Genomic DNA, 19,944 nt, shown 5'->3' on the forward strand with positions numbered 1-19,944 from the left:
CGTAGGCATGGTTGCCATTGCGCTGTTAGCCATGCTGATCCGTTTCAAGACCAGAAACCGTCCCATTAACGCCAAGAGAATCATCATCCCCCCGCTCGGCATGAGCACAGGTTTTTTTATGTTCGTCGTGCCGGAAGTTCGCATCCCGCTGCTGTGGGCACTGGCTGCTTTTCTGGTCGGCTGGTTTATTTTCTCATACCCGTTGATCAAGACAACCAAGTTCGAGACCGTAGGCAATGAAATTGTCGTACAGCAGTCCCGCATGTTTTTCTTCATTCTGCTCGGCCTGCTGGCCGTTCGCTTCCTGCTTCACCAGGTTATAGAGCACTACATCACGATACCGCAGACGGCGGCCCTGTTCTTCATTCTGGCCTTCGGCACGCTGCTCCACTGGCGGGTTAACATGCTGAGCCGCTATAAGCGTCTGGTTCAGCCGCAGATCCCGCTGGAAGAGGCTGGCGGTCCATCATAAGAAAATAAAGGCAGACAGGAATCAACTCCTGAACTGCCTTTTGTGGGTATATGGACTGCGCCCAGTCGTTTCCCTTACGCCTGCGCGCTCCCGTTATAGGACACACGATTGCGCCCGCCGGCTTTGGCGGAATAGAGCGCACGGTCAGCCAGGCTGATAATTTCTTCACGCTGGGTATCCATCGACGGGTAGATGCTGTAGGCTCCGATACTGATCGTGACATAGCTGCCGGAGGCGGAAGCCTCATGTGGAATACGCTCCTTCTCAACCATCCCCCGGATATTCTCCCCGATGATCATCGCCTCCTTCATGCTGTACCCTGGCAGTATAATTCCGAATTCTTCGCCCCCATAGCGAGCTGCTGTGCCTTTAGTTCCATCGATGGCACGCTCAAGCCGCTTGGCAATCAGCTTCAGCACCCTGTCTCCGCCCTGATGCCCATAATGATCGTTATAGGCCTTGAAATGGTCGACATCCAGCATTAACAGGGACAGCGGCTTGCCGCTGCGGGCACAAGCATCCATCTCAAGGGCAAGTACCCCGTCAAACCGCCGCCGGTTCGGAATCTCAGTCAATCCATCCAGGCTTGAAAGCCTCAAGAGCTGATCATTCGCCTGCTTTAGCTCGGTCTGTGAAGCTTGAAGCAAATCGTGCTGCTTTACCAGCCGGACATACAACCGGTTTACCTCATAGATCAAAGCACAGATCACAGCTGTTGCAGCCACCAGGGAATTAATACGTGCTGCATACCAGCCCAGGCTGTATCTGGCTCCTGAATAGAGGGTTACCGTGACATCGAGCAGGAAGGCCAGGGATGCGATCGTAAGCCACAAATGCAGAATACTGCGCCCCCGGTGCTTCCATAAGGTACCTGCTAGAGCAATCAGATTAAGTGCCCAGACGACAGGTCCAACGCCCGAGGTAATCAGAATACGGAAATTTCCCTTCTGAATAATCCTAGGGAGCAGGTCATTCCCTCGGGTCGCAAGCAGATAGACGGCGAACACAAGAAGCACGGTTCCTGCAACAGCAATCAGACCATACAGCAGCACTTTGCGGCTCTCTACCGGTCTGGTGTACAACCGCTGGCTCAGAAGATACGCCAGAATGCCAACAGGAAACCCGCCATGCCAGAATGTCCACAGCCAGACGGCACTCTGATCCCCTGCCCCGAGCAGGCCGGTAGGACTGAATACACCCGGAAATACAAGGATATGTGGAATGGTAATCAAACCGGTATAAAGATATGTACATGATAAGATCAGCATGGGCAGGGATCTGGAAGCCCGGTAGCGGCTGAACAGCATATAAGCTGTAAGAATATCACCCAGGATAAACCAGGCAATAAATGCTGGTAAAAAAGGTTTGACCTCTGGCAGCATGATCGAGCCGAAAGGAAGTACTGCGGCGGATACAGCCAGCAGAAAAAGGCCCACGGTCCATGCCAGGCGGACCTCATTACGGCCTGAGTGAATATGAAGCAGCTGCACTGCTTCCTGGCCTGATTGATTCATCGTTTTCCTCCAAGTGTTTCCCTACTCTTTGACAGCAGGTCATCTTTGTCATCATTATACGATAATATCGTCAAGATTCCTTGCATTTTTTACCTAAATCTCTCTTCTTCGACAATAAAACGACAAAAAACGCACTGCCCGACTGCGGCAGTACGTTTTCTGCTAAATTCCTGGTTATGGTTCGGTGATCTCACCGACCTTGACCAGCTGTTTGCCGAGATTATCTCCTGAGAACAATCCGATAAAAGCATCCGGCGTATTCTCAAAGCCCTCGATGATATTCTCCTCATATTGAATAAGGCCTTTCTTGACCCATCCTGCGAGTTCCTTGCGTCCCTCTTCTGCTTCTGCGGCGTAATCACCTACCAGAAAGCCTTTCATCAGAGCCGTATTCTTCAGCAGCAGCGGCTGAATACGAGGTCCCACATCCTGATCCTGCAGGTTATAGAGCGAAATTTGGCCGCAGACCGGTATCCGTGCATGGCGGTTAATCAGATGGAGTACTGCATCCGAGATTTCTCCACCGACATTGTCGAAGTAGACATCCACACCGTTCGGACACGCCTGTTCCAGAGCGGCCTGGATATTATCAGCAGCCTTATAGTCAATAACCTCATCAAAGCCCAGCTCTTCCTTTAGATAACGGACTTTTCGCTCCGTGCCGGCAATGCCGACCACCCGGGCCCCTTTGATCTTAGCAATCTGGCCTACGATCATACCGACGGCACCGGCCGCACCAGATACAACCACGGTCTCCCCGGGCTGGGGATCACCGATACGCAGTAGGCCAAAATAGGCCGTTAAGCCTGTCATGCCCACGACATGCAGCGATGTCGAGATGGGCCCGTCTGCCGGGTCCACCTTCATCAGATGGGCCGTCTCCGCCGCGGCGTAACGCTGCCAGCCCCAGGTGCCGCTGACAATATCGCCCGGTGCAAATCGAGGGTCACTGGATTCCATCACCTGACCGACAGCACCTCCCCGGATGACATCGCCAACCGCGTAGGGCGGTGCATAAGACTTGGCGTCACTCATACGGCCCCGCATATAAGGGTCCACAGACAGATAGAGCGTCCGCACCAGAGCTTGCCCTGCCTGGGGCTGCGGCAGCGGTTCGCTGACGAATTCGAAATTCTCACGGGACGGCACGCCTTCAGGGCGTGAAGCCAGAATAATTTTATCGTTTACGGACATCAGAATACCCTCCTTCGATCCTCTCGGAACGTTTCTTGGTTCTGCACCCTATATATTACCCCTTTTTCGGAAACTGCCCTCTGGCAGACCCAATTATTGCGCAGTCAGAATGACAGGCCCATCCGCAGTAATCGCGAGCGTGTGCTCATATTGTGCGGACAGGCCCCCGTCCTGGGTACGGGCCGTCCAGCCGTCCTGATCCACCTTGGCCCGATATGTGCCTGTGTTGAGCATCGGCTCAATTGTAATCACCATGCCCTCTTTCAGACGGGTACCGCGGTGAGGCGGTCCATAGTGGGGAACCTGCGGTTCTTCATGCATATCCTGTCCGATACCGTGACCGATAAAGTCACGCACTACCGAGAAACCTTCGGCTTCGGCGTATATCTGAATGGCATGCGAAATGTCACCGATCCGGTTGCCGATCACCGCCTGCTCAATCCCCTTGTACAAGGAAGCCTTGGTAACATCAAGCAGACGCCGGGTTTCCGGCGCTACTTCGCCGACGGCATAGGACCAGGCGGAGTCGGCCAGCCAGCCGTTCAAATTCACAACCATATCTACGGTTACAATATCGCCCTCACGCAGCGGGGTCTGGTTAGGAAAGCCGTGACAGATGACATCATTGACCGAGCCGCAGGTCGCATACGGATAACCGTTATAACCCTTTTGCTCGGGTGTGGCACCATGCTTCTTCATAAACTTCTCGGCAAAAGCATCAATCTCCATCGTCGTGATGCCCGGCTTGATCATACCGGCAATCTCACGGTGACAGGCAGCGAGGATTTCGCCGGCTTTTTTCATATTCTCAATTTGTTCACGGGTCTTCAAAATAATCATGGATAGGTTCTCCTTATAGTTAGGGTAATCTTCATTATGATTGGCTCCAGACAACGGATCTCATGTAAAGTCTGATTGCTATATTGTAACGCGTAACAGATAGAAAAGAAAATGACCTGCCTGTAAATTCCTCCTGCACCGGATATGCCGGAAAAACCTGATACACCGGGAATGAATGAGAGCGTTTAAACTATTTTGATTCAAATTTGACTGATACCGTTTACAAATGGATGTAAGCGTATTATAATCACTTTGAACTTGTATACAAGTATGCAACGCGACAACATCTCATTAAATAGGAGTTGAGAGTTATGCCCTATCCTGCGGCTTGGCTGCAAGGGGCGTCGCTGGGCGAGAACATCACATGGGAATTAAGACTTCAGATTATCCGCGGCTTCTACAAGCCGGATACGGTTCTGTCCGAGAACCAGCTCGCTTCCGAATTTGGAACCAGCCGTTCGCCTGTGCGGGAAGCTCTGAAGGTGCTTGCCGGTGAAGGTTTGATCCGACTGGAACGTATGGGTGCTGTCGTCATCGGCATGACCCCTGGAGATATGGAGGAACTGTTCGATGTCAGGCTGCTGATCGAGAACTTCGTGACAGAGCGGCTGCTGCGGCAGGATGTGAATCACCTTGCTGATAAGCTGAACCAGATTATCGACCGTATGGAGATTGCCCTTAAGCATAAGGACGTGCTGGGATTTTCCTATCAGGACGTGCTCTTTCACGAGTCACTTGTCCAGGCTGCCAGGCACAACCGGATTCTTCATACATGGAATAATCTGCGTGCCCTCATCCTTAGCGTAATGATTGCGGCTACCGAGAAGAGATTCGAGAGCAACATTGTACAGTCCGAGGACACAATCGCCAAGCACCGGGCAGTTGTAAACGCTTTAGGGAGTAAAGATGCCCGTCTGGTACGCGAGCTTGTCCAGGAGCACTACCTGGATACACGCTTGGCCGTTAATGACAGCGTTCTCTCCACTTACCGTGAAATTACGGGACGGTAATCCCCAGTTGATGGTACCTCTTCCCTGTTCCAAAGAACAGCTGGAGGCGGTCATCACGCCTAAGTTGTCGACAAGTATACAAAGTATGGATTTTCTTGAAATGTGCAATCTATTGAACCACATTTGGTTATTCTTATATAGATTGACCCAACGAGCTTTACAACCTAATTTATATTTACTGGGAGGTCTACTTCTATGGATTCATTATTCGGTATGAGCCACAACGCCAGCCTGCTCGTATGGGCACTCGTAGCCATTGTTGTGCTTATCGTTCTGATCGCCAAATTTAAATGGAACCCGTTCGTGGTGCTGCTGATTGCTTCCATGTTCCTGGGTCTCGTCAACGGTATGAAAGGCACAGACGTTATCGCTTCTGTGACCGGCGGCCTTGGCAAAACCCTCGGCTCCATCGCGATCGTCATTGGTCTCGGCACCATGCTGGGCAAGATGATGGCAGAATCCGGCGGCGCCGAGCAAATCGCCACAACGTTAATCAACCGTTTTGGTGAGCGGCGTGTTCACTGGGCGATGATGGTCGTTGCCTTTATCGTCGGTATTCCTATTTTCTTCGAAGTCGGCATTATCCTGCTGATTCCGATTCTGTTCACGGTTGCCCGCAAGACGAATACCTCGCTGCTCAAAATCGGGATTCCGATGCTGGCTGGCCTGTCAACGGTTCATGGTCTGCTTCCGCCTCACCCTGCACCAATGATCGCTATTGACGCCTTCCAGGCAGATATCGGCCGCACGATTCTGTATGCGCTGATTGTCGGTATTCCTACAGCTATCGTGGCAGGCCCTGTCTTTGGCTCCTACATCGGCAAGCGGATTCAGGTTCAGCCAAATCCCGAACTGGTTGAGCAGTTCACGAACAAAGCCGAGCGCAAGCTGCCGGGCTTCGGAATTACCCTGTTCACGGTTCTGCTCCCTGTTATTTTGATGCTGGCTGGCTCCATTGCCAAAATTGCAGATCCCAATGCGACTTCCGGCTTAACTGTATTTTGTGAGTTTATCGGTGACGAGGTTGTTGCTCTCTTGATTTCTGCTGTGGTGGCCTTCTTCACTCTTGGTTATGCACGCGGTTTCAACAAGCACGATATTTCCAAGTTCACAAGCGAATGTCTGGCACCTACGGCTTCCATCATTCTGATTATTGGTGCAGGCGGTGCGTTCAAAACAGTTCTGATCGACAGCGGCGTCGGACAAGCCATTGCCGAGCTGGCCACAGGGGCACATGTTAATGTCATTGTGTTCGCCTTCCTCGTATCGGCACTGATCCGTGTTGCCACAGGGTCCGCAACCGTAGCTATGACAACGGCTGCAGGGATCGTTGCACCGGTATTGGCCCTGACTCCGGGCGCCAACGTTGAACTGGTTGTCCTTGCTACAGGTGCAGGCTCCCTGATCTTGTCCCATGTGAATGATGCCGGCTTCTGGATGGTTAAGGAGTTCTTCAATATGTCGGTACCTCAGACCCTGAAGTCATGGACGGTGATGGAAACGATCCTGTCGCTGATGGCCTTCGTTTTAATTCTCATTCTAAATGTGGTAATTTAACTTAGACATGTACTAGCCTTTCCATAAGTACGATCTCTGCTGCCTGTACGGCAGCGGGGGTCGTTTTATGGCTTTTATTCTATATAGTCTATATTTTTGAACAACCAAAACGTCTGAAAGAAGGGATTCCATTGACCCAATACATGATTGGCGTTGATATCGGCACCACGAGCACCAAGTCCGTCCTATTCGAAGAAAGCGGAAAAATCCGTTCCCAGTTCAGTGTAGGCTATCCGCTGCATACCCCCGCTCCCTCGGTAGCGGAACAGGATCCGGATGAGATTCTGAAGGCCGTGGTAACGACGGTTCAGGAGGTCATGAAGCAGAGCAGCGTCCGGGCGGACGATGTGCTGTTCGTCTCCTTCAGCTCTGCCATGCACAGCATGCTGGTGGTCGATGAAGCCGGTACCCCGCTGACCAACTGCATTACATGGGCGGACAACCGCAGCGCCAAATGGACGGAAGTACTGAAAAAAGAGCTAAATGGGCATGAAATCTACCGCCGCACTGGTACACCGATTCATCCGATGTCGCCGCTGACCAAGATCATGTGGCTGACACGCGAACGCCAGGACATTACTTCACTTGCACACAAATACATCTCTATTAAAGAATATGTATTTGAACGCTTCTTCCATGAGTATGTTGTCGATCATTCCATGGCTTCAGCGACCGGTATGATGAACCTGGAGAAGCTGGACTGGGATGAAGAAGCGCTGCAGGTAGCTGGCATTACACCGGATAAACTGTCACGGCTTGTACCGACAACCCACGTGATGAATGGTCTGGACGACGTGTATGCCCGCGAAATGCGCCTGCTGCCAACGACACCATTCGTCGTTGGCGCGAGTGATGGCGTCCTATCCAACCTCGGCGTGGACGCCATCAAGCCGGGCGTGGTGGCTGTAACAATCGGCACCAGTGGAGCGATCCGTACCGTCGTCGACAAGCCGGTTACGGATCCGAAGGGTCGTTTCTTCTGTTATGCCTTGACTGAGAAGCAGTGGGTCATCGGCGGTCCGGTCAACAACGGCGGTATGATTTTCCGCTGGATCCGGGATGAATTCGCAGCTTCCGAGGTGGAGACCGCCAAGCGTCTCGGTCTGGACCCTTACCACGTACTGACCCAAATTGCCGAACAGGTGAAGCCGGGCTCTGACGGTCTGCTGTTCCACCCCTACCTGTCCGGTGAACGCGCGCCCCTATGGAACCCGAACGCCCGCGGTTCCTTCTTCGGGCTCACCCTGCGCCATAAGAAAGAGCACATGATTCGTGCGGCGCTTGAGGGTGTTCTGTTCAACCTGTATACAGTTATGCTGGCTATGGAAGAGCAGATTGGACGCCCTTCGGTTATTCATGCTACCGGCGGCTTTGCACGTTCCTCCCTGTGGCGTCAGCTGATGGCTGATATTTTTGACCAGGAAGTCATTATTCCGGAGAGCCTGGAGAGCTCGTGCCTCGGCGCCGCCATTCTGGGCCTGTATGCGATCGGTCGGATCGATTCCCTAGAGAATGCCGTGAAGGGCATGATTGGGACGACACACCGTCACACACCTGTTCCTTCCCATGTGAGCATTTACCGGGAGCTGCTGCCCATTTATATCCGCATCTCACGAAAGTTCGAAGAGGAATTCGATAATATCGCCGAGTTTCAGGAGAAAATGGACCGTATGTAGTAATGCCTCCATAAGAATATGAACCTTCATGTATTTTGTATGAAAGCCCCCCATCCTTCGGGATCGGGGGCTTTTGGGCATTGTCTGTCAGCCGGCAGACTCAGGCAGGAGCTTCCGTGGTATATTAATTGCGATATCCATAAATGAAATTAAACAGCTATTACATTCTGATTCGATAGATTGCAAGACGGGAGGATTTGGTGTGGATAAACTGCGTGTGCTGGTTACTGATGATGAACAGAGTATTTCCGGAGCTATTGCCTATGCCCTAGGCCGAGAAGGCTTTGAGGTGGAGACGGCCCTGAACGGGGAGGAAGCCCTGCAGAAGGTGGATACCTTGCGGCCGCATGTACTGATCCTGGATGTGATGATGCCTGTGATGAACGGCTATGATGTATGCAGGGCTTTGATAAACCGGCCTGGACCTTCACCGGCCATTCTCCTGCTGACGGTCAAGAATGACATTGTGGATAAGGTGCTGGGACTGGAGCTCGGTGCAGACGACTTTATGACCAAGCCGTTCGATATCCGGGAGGTAACAGCACGGGTCAAGGCTCTCGCAAGACGGATGGCGAAGGGCTCGTATGCTGCTGAATCCTCAGCCCCAAGATCTGTGAGCAGCGGCCGTGTCACTCTGATTCCGGATTCAAGGCAGGTGCTGCTGGACGATAATGAAGTTGAGCTTACCCCCAAGGAATTTGATCTGCTGGCTCTGCTGCTGACAAACCCTCAGAAGGTCTATTCCCGGGATGATCTGCTTGACCTTGTATGGGGAATGGACTACGCGGGCGGTACACGTACAGTAGATATTCATGTTCAGCGTCTGCGCAAAAAAATTGAAGACACGGATCAGCGGATCCTGCAAACCGTCTACGGGGTTGGTTATAAAGCGGTACAACGATGAGCAGGAACCCTTTCGGTCTAACCTGGAAGCTGACCGCCGCCACCGCTCTCGTTCTCGTAACGGCTGTTGCGATTCTGAGTCTGCTCGTTCTGCACGGCATCCGCACGGATCAGACCCGGCAGCTGGAAGAGAGCCTCCAGCATCAGAGCGACACAGCAGCCCTGCATGTACGGCAGCTCTATGTCACCGGAACACGACTGACCCCGGCTGCCTTCATGGCTCAATACGGCCAGGAGCTGGCTGTCGAACTCGGGGCGGCAGCTGGCCTGCCTGTCGTCATCTACGACACAGCTGGTCAGGAGCAGGGAAACTCTGCCCCAGCCGGGGTTCGGCGGATCGAAGAGCAGGCTCTGCAGCATGCCCTGGCCGGACAGATAGCCTATGTAACGGATAACGATCTTGTCGAATACTTCTCTCCCGTTCAGGGACCAAATGGTCTGCTCGGCGTCATCCAGCTGGAAACGTCGATCAAGGGCCAGCATGATTTTTATCGTTATATCCAGCGCCTCCTTCTTATTTCCGGTTCTTCAGTGACCCTGCTTGGCCTGGTGCTCGGCTATCTCTTCATGACCCGTCAGACGGCTGCGCTGCGCAAACTGAAGGAAGCGGCCTATTCCATCCGGCAGAATCATTTCCTGAGCAGCCCTGTCCTGAAGCGCCGGGATGAGCTTGGCGATCTGGACGGAAGCATCTATGAAATGAGTCGTACGATCGAGTCCCAGATTGTAAGCCTAGAGGATGAACAGAGCAAGCTGCAGCTGGCTGTGGAGAAGCTGCAGCTGCTGGAGCAGCAGCAGAAGCAGTTTATAGGAAACATCAGCCATGAGTTCAAGACACCGGTAACCTCCATCAGAGCTTATGCAGACCTGCTGCAGCTCTATGGTGATGATGTTCATCTGCAGCAGGATGCGGCAAAGAACATCACCCGGGAAGCGGAGCGTCTGACCGATCTGATTGACCGGGTGATCCGGCTGTCACAGCTGGAGAGCTATGATTTTGAGAATATACCCGAAGAGGTAGACGTGAAAAATGCGCTGGAGGAGGCCTGCAGCAGGCTGCAGGGGAAGCTCCGGCAGCATCAGCTGCAGCTGCACTTGAATCTGGAATCCGCTCTTATCTGTGCCGATCGCGAGAGCCTTAATCATGTATTCATGAATCTGTTGGATAATGCCATCAAGTACAACGAACCCGGCGGGTTGATCCGGCTGAATTCATTCCAAGCGAACGGGTATGTTCAGATCATGATCCAGAATACAGGCAGCGGCATTCCGCTTGAATACAGAGAAAAAGTCTTTGAGCCGTTCTTTACCGTAAACCCGGACCGGTCGCGCCTGAGCGGGGGGACTGGGCTTGGACTTCCTCTGGTCCGGCAGCTGGTTGAGCGGCAGCATGGACGTATCGAAGTGATCGATGATCCGGGCGGGCTTACCACCTTCAGAATCAGTTATCCACTGTGGATAACTGATTCTGGCGAAAAACTATAAACAAATCAACAGCTTGTGCACAAATTGTTTACAACTTGGAAACATCCCGATATGGCACCGAAACGAGTGACGGCTACACTATAGTCAATCCACAGAGGAGTGATGACATGATGAAGAAGAACAGCACAGCTCTGAAACGGGTTCGGGCCACAACCGTCTGCGGGCTGCTTCTGCTCTCCGCTACCGCCTGTGCAGCCGGAACTCCTGACGGCCGGAAGACGACCACCGTTGGCGATGGCGTCAGACTCACAGTGCTGGGGCCATCGGTTAGCCGGTCAGCCGCTTACCAGCGCATCGATCAGATTACGAAGCTGGATGGACAGACAGGTCTGAACTGGTTATCCAACCAAGCTGTCATTACATCCACAGTGAAAATCACGTCGGCCGCGCCTGAGAAAGGTTCGACGACAGCCCCAGTTGTTACTTCTGATATCACCTCAGTGCTGAGGCTCGATACCGGATCAACCTCTGACTGGGAACCGGGCAGCAGTGTCCAATGGATTTCACCGGATCAGAAGCATGCTTTTGTCACTGTTTTTAACAAAGACAAGTATGACGCGTCAGGCTATATGTTGGATCTGGGCTCCGGGAAATCCGTCGAGATTGCACTGGAGCCGGGAATTATTAAGGGAGACTGGGCGTCCCGTGATTCTTTTACATTAGCGGACGGGTCAGGTTCACTGCTCAGTATCCGTACGGAGGGTACCGTCACCCCGATCCCTGCGAAAGCAGCCGAGAGCGGTATTCTGGATCTCCGGCAGCGTGACCGTTCATTATATACTTTAGATGGAGATGGACACCTGACTCTTATGCCTGTCAACACTCCGCTGCAGACCACCAGACTGTCACAGGCGCGTGTAACGGATTTTGATATCAGCCGGGACAATAGGTATGCGGCGATTATTGAAAATATGAGTCCCTCTGGGGCCGATACCTCGCAGGAGGTTCTGAGGCTCATTGATCTGCATAAGCCGGATGAAGGAGTTGTCATTGCCAGAGGTACGTTAGTCGAGTGCCCAGCCTGGTCGCCGGATGGCAGCAAGCTGGCATTCAGCATTTACACAGCGGGAAGCGGGGGGCTGAACGGTACTTATTTCATGGATTTGTCGTCCAGCCAGGTTGTACCCGTGAACGATTTAGCTCCCCCTGTATATCCTGTACGCTGGAGCCCATCCAGTGACCGGCTGATGCTGACCGTCAACAGCAGCCGTAAGGATCAGGACAGCACAACAACGTACATCTATACTTTCAGCCAATAAAGTATATCGTCAATTCTGACCCCCTTATTCGAAAGGATCTGAAGTTCATGTTTACCGATAAACTTAATAAACTGACGATCTTATGGCCTCGCCGAACCTTATCGACCGCGGCAGCCGCCGCCTTGTCTCTCAGCCTTTGCACAGCCTGCGGCAGTACTGCGCCGGTACCGCAGAAACAGGCACCTGTACAGCAGCCCGCACCCTCCGCAACCAGCCCATCAAGCCAAGGGTCCAGCGGCAATCCATCAGCGGCACCGTCCGACTCTAAGAGCGATGACGATGGCAGCAGCATACAACCCGCGCCGGGCATGTCTGCAGCGTCCACCTTAAGCTCGGCCAAGAAGGGGACACTGCCTCATCTGCCCCAGGAAATTCAACTGGGCACGGGGAGCGACCTTCTGCTGCAGCTGTGGGGACAGCCCCAGGACGGGACGAGCGGCAGACTCTGGACCTACGAGAGCAAACAAACCACGCTTACTCTCGATGGCAGCGACAAAGTTGTACAGATCGAGTCCGGCGCGGCCCCGTATCAGAAGCTCCATATGAACAACGTGATGAAGGAGATCGGCAAACCCGCTCAGATAAACGATACTTCCAAGGATCAAGCCGGGACCGCTGAAGCTGTCTATGATATTCCCACTACGGTTGGGCCTGTGTACCATTTGTCCTTCCAATACCATGTAAAGACACTTCGGGTATCTTATCTGACCTTATGGTTTGAATCCTTGACACCGTAACAGTCGAATCAAATAGACCATCACAACGAAACCTTCATTCTGCCAATGCGTAATAGAAGAAAACCAGTGCGCAGCGGTCGCGGATCCAAGGACCCGGCGTACGGAAAGGAGGAATCGACGATGCTGAAGGATCTTATGAACAGGCTGCTTCACTCCGCCTCCCACTCCCGCAAAAAGCACCACAGCAGCTCTGGCAAAGGCCATTATTATAAGCGCCATTCCAGCAGTTCCCGTAAACGCCCTCTCCACCGCCATTCTTCTTCGGATGCCAGATATGGCCACGGCCGCCGCGGCCACGATTATTACAAAGACAGACGCCGGAGCTTCTCTTCAAGCTAATCGGCAGAACACGCCCAGGGCATTCCGGCTCTCAGAAGCCGGAATGCCTTTTTTTATCCTTACACACAAAAAAGACAGCACGTCATCTGCGCACCGTCTTTGTAAAACAGCCTATGCTGGTCCGTCGGTTTTCAGCCGATTCAGGACAGACTGCAAATCCCTTACACAATCAGCCGAATCGTGATACGGTACTGCAAGCTGCAGTGTCCGCTCAAGTACAACCCTTGTACCTGGATGCAGATGCAGCTCCTCCTGCCAGCCTGCTGGCGCCTGTCCCGGTGCCGGATCATAGCTGGAATACAGCATGAAGAGCATGAAATGCCCGATGTCGTACAAATCCGTACGCACCTCCGGAGCCTGGCGCTCCGGGTCCCGCTCAGGCATCATGGCATCTACCATCAACCGTTCCTCCTCGCTCTCCCCGCCCAGGCGCCGGGCCAAGCCGAAATCAATCAGGCAGGTCTCTCCTTCACGCATAATTACATTAGGAATCCTCACATCCATATGCACATAACCCTGTTCATGCACATGACAGACCACATCCATCAGCTGAAGCGTCCATTGCAGACATTCCCGTTCTGTAAAGCGGCGTCCTTCGCCAAAAATCAGATCCTCCAGCGTAGATCCTGTCAAATAGGCGGACACCATACAGGCCCTTCCCCGATATTCCGTCAACTCCATCAGCTTCGGAATACACGGGTGGTCCATGCAGCCCAGTATGCCGGCTTCCCGCTGCAGCATACGCTCTGCACGCGGACCCTTGCTGCGCTTGGCCATCTTGACCGCTACCTTCAGACCGCTCAGTCTGTCGAGGCAGCGATAGGTTAATCCATAACTGCCAACTCCTATATAATCGATGATTTCATAACGTTCTGCCAGCAGGATCCCTTTGCGTAAAGGATAATCCAACCAGGCTTCATAAGCGCCGCGCCAATAGGATTTGAGCATGGTTCCTCCTTGGGCCGGCATGCAAGCCGGCTCTTCTTGGCACCATTATAACGGCTCCTTCCTTGGAATTCACGCCAGACAGCCTGCAATCGTCAAGCCTCCCGATGCTTTTTGTTCCATAATCCGAACAACGTGAAGAACGAACTGCGCGGCTTGCGCTTCCTGCCCTGATACGTGCGCAGATTGGTGACCAGCTGCCGGTCCCGCTCGCCATCCATCTTCTCCTTGATCCAATTGCGCTGTTCCTCCAGCTGGTTCAGCAGACTGGCATTCATCTCCACCAGGGCCTGCTGCTGCTCCTCCAGCTCACGGATCCGGTTGTGAAGCTCCTCAAGGGTGTGCAGTTCAGCAGTTGGCACCACAGCAGCCTCCTGCACATCAGTCTCGTTTATAACCGCCTCTTCCGGCACATAAGATATGACTTCGTTGACAATCTCCTGCAGCAAAATTTCCCGGTTTTCCTTCATCATGAATTCGGTATCCCTGTTCATGCCTTCTTCAAAGAAACCAGGCTCCTGCGGATCAGATCCTGCCGGCTCTGCAGCGAATACCTGTTCATGCTCCTGTTCCCTCTCCTGCTCCAGGCTTACAGCTGCTGGCCGGGTGTCCGCCTTTATGGCATTTTGGTTATCCTCCATGCCAAGAATTGCACTCGCCGCCTGCACCAGTGACAGATTATGCTCACGCAGGACGGTCATCATCCCGCGAACCGTTTCAATATCCTCCGGATTGAACAATCTCGATTTATTGGCTGCCCGCTCAAAACGGTACCCCTGTTCTTCCAGAGCCGCTGCGTACTTTCGCAGGGTACTGGCACCAATCCCCATTCCTTTGGCGACGGCCGACGTTGCCTTTGTATCCATCATGTGCCTTACCTCCCTAATAAAAATGGTTATTGCCTCAGGACTGAACCCCATCGCAAGACATTGTAAAATTTCTTGTCTTTTCCAATTCTATAGGAGGCTTTTAATGTCCTTTGGCAAATTTCTTCTAATATTAGGGATTGCTAAGAAGTTTTGTCGGGGAACAAATCAAACGGTTCTTTGTAATTATTCCTGTTTTATGTCAATATACTTAACGCCTTTGCCGCTTTACAGCATGTTGATTGTTAAATAGCACAAAACTGTGTTATCTTATGTAACGTAAACTTGAACATACGCATATCTTAATATTCATAATACATTTTGGATTCGGTATGGAGGCGTAACATGATTAAAGGAAAAACTAGAAAAGTCGCGATCATCGGTGCAGGGAATGTCGGATCCAGCTGTGCCTATTCCATGATCAATCAGTCGATCTGCGATGAAATTATGATGGTGGACCGGACCTATGACAAGGCTTTAGCACAGGCACTGGATCTATCCCACTGTATGGATTTCACACATAACCGCACTAAGGTTTATGCCGGACGCTACGAAGACTGCGGTTCCATGGATGTGATTATCCTGACAGCTGGCGCCAATCCTGCAGCAAATCAGACGAGATTGGACGTGCTGGATGCAGCAACCGTGATTACCCGGGAGATTGTAACAGCCATCATGGCATCGGGGTTCCAGGGTATTTTCATTATTGCGGCCAATCCCGTCGATATCGTAACTTATCTTGTACAGAGCATCTCCGGGTTCCCGCGCAGCAAGGTCATCGGAACAGGAACCTCTATCGACTCAGCACGCCTGAAGACGCTGCTGTCGGATGTCTTCTCTATTAACCCCCGCAGTGTTCAAGGCTATGCGCTGGGTGAGCATGGAGAATCCCAATTTGTAGCCTGGTCCCATGTAACCATTGGCGGCAAGCCGATCCTGCATATTCTGGACCAGCACAAGGAGCGGTTCCAGCATGTTGATCTGGAGGATATCGCACGCAAGACGAAGGATGCCGGCTGGGAAATTTTTACCCGCAAGGGCTCCACACATTTTGGTATCGGCAATGCCCTGGCTTATATTGCAAGGGCGATCCTGAATGATGAGCACAAGATCATTGCAGTATCGGCGGTTCTGGACGGAGAATACGGACAAAAGGATATCTGCGTCGGCGTGCCTGCCATTATCGGCGGTGACGGAATCCAGGAAGTGCTGGAGCTGCAGCTGACGCCGGAAGAAGCCGCCAAGCTGGAGCAGTCCTGTCACGTCATCCGCGGCGGAATTCACAGCCTCGCGATCTCCTGACCCTCTCTGTTAGCTTTTCTTTGATTGTAGACAAAAAAACTCCCGAAGCTCTCATAGCTCCGGGAGTTTTTTGAGTCGTTGCCGTGTCCGATTATCCATTCGTCCTGCCGCGGGTTAAATACCCCCAGCGATCCAGCACCCTGGATATCTCATTCAAATGGATCGGCTTGCTGATGAAATCCTGCATGCCGCTGCGCAGGCACTTTTCCTGGTCCTCCGGCCGTGCATAGGCTGTTACGGCTACGATAACAGGCAGCCGGTCTTCCGGCAGCAGCCGGCGGATCAGCGCGGTTGCCTTGATTCCGTCCATAATCGGCATTTGCACGTCCATGAACACTAGATCGTATTCCCTGCGCGTCACGGCTTCGATGGCTTCCATTCCATTCGTGCAGAAATCCGCCTCATAGCCGAGCTTCTCCAGCAGCTTCAACAGCAGCTCCCGGTTAACGGGATGGTCTTCGACCACCAGAATATCCAGCCTTGGCGACAATTGCTGCTCCAGAGCTGCAGATTCACCTGCCGCGGCCAGCTCGCTTCCACCTTCCAGCGGCTGCTGATCAGGGTCCATATTGCCCAGCAGCAGGGTGAACCAGAACACGGATCCTGCACCTTCTTCGCTGTCTACCCCAATGGCGCCGCCCATCAGCTCAACCAGCCGCTTGCAGATGGCCAGCCCGAGTCCTGTGCCGCCGTGCTTACGGGTGATTACCGGATGCAGCTGGGAGAAGGACTGGAACAGCAATCCGATTTTGTCCCCTGGTATACCGATGCCCGTATCTCTGATCTCGGCTTGTATCATATACTCCCCGGGACCAACCCCCTGCCTTCCGGCCAGCCTGACTTCAATAGATCCGCATTCCGTGAACTTAATTGCATTGCCGATCAGATTCACCAGAATCTGCCGGACCCGCTGAGCATCGCCGATCAGATTCTCCGGAATTCCTTCTTCAATAAAGCTAGTGAGCTGAAGATGCTTCTCCTCAGTGCGCGGCTGCAGCAGTTGAATGACCTGATTCACCGTATCCCGCAGGTCGAAAGGCTCCTGTTCCAGCTCCAGCTTGCCCGAATCAATTTTGCTGAAATCGAGAATATCATTCACAATCGCCAGGAGCGAGCTGCCGCTTTGACGAATAATGTCCGCATAGTTGCGCTGCTCCTCATCGAGTGTGGTATCGAGCAGCAGATCGGTCATACCGATCACCCCGTTCATCGGCGTCCGGATCTCATGGCTGACCATAGCGAGAAATTCCGCTTTGGCCTGGGCGGTCTGCTCGGCGAATTCCTTCGCCCGGATAATCTCCCGCTCGTTCGTCACATCATGGAAGACGACCACAGCTCCCTGTACTTCTCCATTCTCCAGGATTGGAGTTACCTGATAGTTTACCAGAAAGGTGGAGCCGTCTGAACGCCAGAACACCTCTTCTTGTATGGCACGGGGCATGCCGTCCTTCAAGGTCAGATGAATAGGACACTCCTCGAGCGGATACAGGCTGCCATTCGCTTTGGTATGGTGAACCAGGCTGTGTGTCAGTGTGCCGATAATCTGGTCGGAAGCATATCCCAGCATCGTGGAGGCCGCCGGGTTAATGAACATCGTTCTGCCCTCTCGGTCCAGCCCATAGATGCCTTCGGTAACGGAATTCAGAATAAGAGCATGACGGTTGCTAAGCTCCTGGATCTGTTCCATGCGCTGCTTGCGCTCTGTAATATCATTGGCAATACCGAAGACGCCGACCGTCTCTCCTTCAATAATGATCGGCACATTGGTCACCGCAATCTCAACCTGAGCTCCGCTGCGATGAATAACACGAGTCTCGTAATTTTGCGGAACACCATGCCTTGCTGCATTAAAATAGGCTCCTACCTTCTGCAGTTCCTCTTGAGGCAGAACCATGCTGAAGCTCTGCCCGACCAGCTCTTCCTTGGTGTAACCGAGCAGCTGCTCCAGCCCTTTGTTCACCGAGTCGTACTCTCCCTGCAGATTGAAGGCATATACGGCAAAAGGATGATATTCAAACAGCGACTTGAAACGCTGCTCACTTTCCTTGAGACGTCTCTCCGACTCTACACGCTCGGTCACATCCCGCGAGATCGCTACGATCTCCCGAATATCCCCAGTCAGAGCATCTACCGCATACTTGCCGGTACTCTCGAACCAGATATAGCGGCCATCCCGGTGGCGGATGCGATAGGTTACGGGAATGTTCGTCTCGTGATGCAAAATCCCCTTGAGATATTCCTCTACAAGCTCTACATCATCAGGATGGTAATAATCGAACACACTGGTGCCGACCATCTCTTCCGGCGTATAGCCGAGAAGCGGAAGTGCAGCCGGTGAGGCGTAGAGAAAATTGGCATGCCGGCCATGGGCATCATGAATAGTTATGAAATCCTGAGAATTCTCAGCCATCAGCTGATATAGTTTCTCACGCTCTACCAGCTGCTGCTTCATCCGGCTGTATTCGGTTACATCCTGAAGAATACCTCGGATTACTACACTTTCATCCCTTTCCTCTTCCACATTGGCCTGGACGAACAGGATGATGTCAGGCTGATCCTTGATCCTGAGCCTGATCTCCTGCGATACCGACTGCCTGTGTTTGACAGCAGCCCTGAATCGCCGGACCAGCTCGTTATAATCTTCCGTATAAATATTGCCCAGCACATATTCCATGATCACTGCCGGATCCTTGGTATGCAGCTTGAGAAGGTGCGCAAGTTCATCAGTACAACTCAACTTCTTGCGCTGCAAATCCCATTCCCAAGAGCCCATCTTGGCAATCCGCTGGGATTGTACGAGCATCTCCTGGCTGCGGCGCAGTTCTTCCTCCGCCTGCTTGCGGGAGGTGACATCACGGCAGATACCGATCCGCTTCTCCAGTTCACCCTTATCATTCCAGATGGGCCGGTAAGCCATTTCCAGCCAGATATATTTGTTATCTTTGCGACGGATACGCACCGTACATACCCCACCATGCAGAGTAGATACCTTCAACAGATACATATCCTGCGGATGGCAGTAATCTGTAACCTTACGGCCCATCACTTCGTCTGCTGTATAACCAAGCAGCCGGTCTACCGAAGCAGACACGTAAATAAGGACACCGCTCGGGTCAATCCAGGCAATCAGATCCTTATCACTTTCGGCGAGAACCTGATACATTTCCTCTGTCATTTTCAGAATCAGCTGATTGGCTCTGGCTTCGGTAATATCCTTGGCAATGGCATGAATACCTATGACCTGTCCCTCGGCTTCGATTGGAACGTAAGTAAACTCTGCAAGAACAATTCTGCCCTCTCTGTGGTGAATAGAGCCTTCAAAATGAACCGTTTCCCCTTGTAAAGCATGCTGCAGATGACGGTTGCGCTGGGCAACATCATCCGGCGGGGATAGATCTGAGGGCTTCATCTGCACAAACCGGTCTGCCGGGTATCCCGTCAGGTGTTCAATGGCAGGGTTCGCCGCTACATAGCGGCCTTCGATATCAAGCGTGTATACGGCGTCAGGAAAATTTTCGTAAAGTGAACGGTAGCTGCCATTCTCCGAGATCATTTTTTTCAACATTCCAAGTCTGTCCACTTAGGCACACCTTCTTCCTCTACGATAGTTCAGGAAAATGATAAGTCGTCATCCAACCACTCTCATTCGTTGTATCTATATCATTCACCGCCCGCATACGGCTCTCTCCATCCCTCCCCTTCACCATATAAACATCTGCCGGGCACAATGAACGGGTGGAAATAAAGCACGAATACTGTCAGCGAAGTGCAGCTAAAAAGGTGATAGTCGGTCAAATTATACAATATTTTAACTAAAATAGGGCGAATTTGTACCGGGTTACCAC

16 protein-coding genes are annotated in these 19,944 nt (G+C 52.5%); 10 read left to right on the plus strand and 6 right to left on the minus strand.

The window, feature by feature from the left end:
• Positions 1-7: 7 nt before the first annotated feature.
• Entirely contained in the window at positions 8-472 is a 465-nt protein-coding gene (locus tag Q5741_RS09970; RefSeq protein WP_407074344.1) for a CcdC family protein, read from the plus strand.
• Between the two features lie 74 nt (positions 473-546).
• On the opposite strand, the gene Q5741_RS09975 is transcribed toward Q5741_RS09970, so the two are convergent.
• The 3 genes from Q5741_RS09975 to map form a co-directional block, all read right to left on the minus strand.
• A complete protein-coding gene (locus Q5741_RS09975; RefSeq protein ID WP_305023943.1) occupies positions 547-1,986 on the minus strand; it encodes a sensor domain-containing diguanylate cyclase in 1,440 nt (479 codons plus the stop codon).
• A gap of 174 nt (positions 1,987-2,160) precedes the next feature.
• Complete coding sequence (locus tag Q5741_RS09980) at positions 2,161-3,180, minus strand: NADP-dependent oxidoreductase (RefSeq protein WP_305023944.1); 1,020 nt, start codon at positions 3,178-3,180, stop codon at positions 2,161-2,163.
• Positions 3,181-3,273: 93 nt separating this feature from the next.
• The gene (gene map / locus Q5741_RS09985; RefSeq protein WP_305023945.1) at positions 3,274-4,020 is read right to left on the minus strand and encodes a type I methionyl aminopeptidase; all 747 of its coding nucleotides are present in this window, start codon (positions 4,018-4,020) and stop codon (positions 3,274-3,276) included.
• A 311-nt stretch (positions 4,021-4,331) separates the two neighbouring features.
• On the opposite strand from map, the gene Q5741_RS09990 reads away from it, so the two are divergent.
• The 8 genes from Q5741_RS09990 (at position 4,332) to Q5741_RS10025 (ending at position 12,986) form a co-directional block, all read left to right on the plus strand.
• Positions 4,332-5,030, plus strand: a complete 699-nt coding sequence (locus tag Q5741_RS09990; RefSeq protein WP_305023946.1) for a GntR family transcriptional regulator — start codon at positions 4,332-4,334, stop codon at positions 5,028-5,030.
• 195 nt (positions 5,031-5,225) lie between these two features.
• Complete coding sequence (locus Q5741_RS09995; RefSeq protein ID WP_305023947.1) at positions 5,226-6,587, plus strand: GntP family permease; 1,362 nt, start codon at positions 5,226-5,228, stop codon at positions 6,585-6,587.
• A gap of 143 nt (positions 6,588-6,730) precedes the next feature.
• The gene (gene gntK, locus Q5741_RS10000) at positions 6,731-8,263 is read left to right on the plus strand and encodes a gluconokinase (protein ID WP_407074345.1); all 1,533 of its coding nucleotides are present in this window, start codon (positions 6,731-6,733) and stop codon (positions 8,261-8,263) included.
• Between the two features lie 202 nt (positions 8,264-8,465).
• Positions 8,466-9,167, plus strand: coding sequence for a response regulator transcription factor (locus Q5741_RS10005; protein ID WP_305023948.1), 702 nt, complete (start codon positions 8,466-8,468; stop codon positions 9,165-9,167).
• The gene (locus tag Q5741_RS10010; RefSeq protein ID WP_305023949.1) at positions 9,164-10,651 is read left to right on the plus strand and encodes a sensor histidine kinase; all 1,488 of its coding nucleotides are present in this window, start codon (positions 9,164-9,166) and stop codon (positions 10,649-10,651) included. The genes Q5741_RS10005 and Q5741_RS10010 overlap by 4 nt, the downstream gene beginning before the upstream one ends.
• A 110-nt stretch (positions 10,652-10,761) precedes the next feature.
• On the plus strand, positions 10,762-11,910 hold the full coding sequence (locus Q5741_RS10015) for a TolB-like translocation protein (protein ID WP_305023950.1): 1,149 nt from the start codon (positions 10,762-10,764) through the stop codon (positions 11,908-11,910).
• A 47-nt stretch (positions 11,911-11,957) separates the two neighbouring features.
• Positions 11,958-12,647, plus strand: coding sequence for a DUF4309 domain-containing protein (locus tag Q5741_RS10020; RefSeq protein ID WP_305023951.1), 690 nt, complete (start codon positions 11,958-11,960; stop codon positions 12,645-12,647).
• Between the two features lie 120 nt (positions 12,648-12,767).
• On the plus strand, positions 12,768-12,986 hold the full coding sequence (locus Q5741_RS10025; RefSeq protein ID WP_305023952.1) for a hypothetical protein: 219 nt from the start codon (positions 12,768-12,770) through the stop codon (positions 12,984-12,986).
• Between the two features lie 111 nt (positions 12,987-13,097).
• On the opposite strand, the gene Q5741_RS10030 is transcribed toward Q5741_RS10025, so the two are convergent.
• Entirely contained in the window at positions 13,098-13,934 is an 837-nt protein-coding gene (locus Q5741_RS10030) for a serine/threonine protein kinase (protein WP_305023953.1), read from the minus strand.
• Positions 13,935-14,026: 92 nt separating this feature from the next.
• The gene (locus Q5741_RS10035) at positions 14,027-14,800 is read right to left on the minus strand and encodes a MerR family transcriptional regulator (protein ID WP_305023954.1); all 774 of its coding nucleotides are present in this window, start codon (positions 14,798-14,800) and stop codon (positions 14,027-14,029) included.
• 345 nt (positions 14,801-15,145) lie between these two features.
• Between Q5741_RS10035 and Q5741_RS10040 the strand changes: the two genes are divergently transcribed.
• Positions 15,146-16,099: an L-lactate dehydrogenase gene (locus Q5741_RS10040; protein ID WP_305024061.1), complete on the plus strand. Its 954-nt coding sequence runs from the start codon at positions 15,146-15,148 to the stop codon at positions 16,097-16,099.
• Between the two features lie 91 nt (positions 16,100-16,190).
• Here the strand turns inward: Q5741_RS10040 and Q5741_RS10045 are convergent, their stop codons facing one another.
• Positions 16,191-19,652, minus strand: a complete 3,462-nt coding sequence (locus Q5741_RS10045) for a PAS domain S-box protein (protein ID WP_305024062.1) — start codon at positions 19,650-19,652, stop codon at positions 16,191-16,193.
• Positions 19,653-19,944 lie beyond the last annotated feature (292 nt).

Origin of the sequence: Paenibacillus lacisoli (assembly GCF_030580655.1) — a bacterium.
In the GTDB taxonomy this organism is placed as follows: domain Bacteria; phylum Bacillota; class Bacilli; order Paenibacillales; family Paenibacillaceae; genus Paenibacillus; species Paenibacillus lacisoli.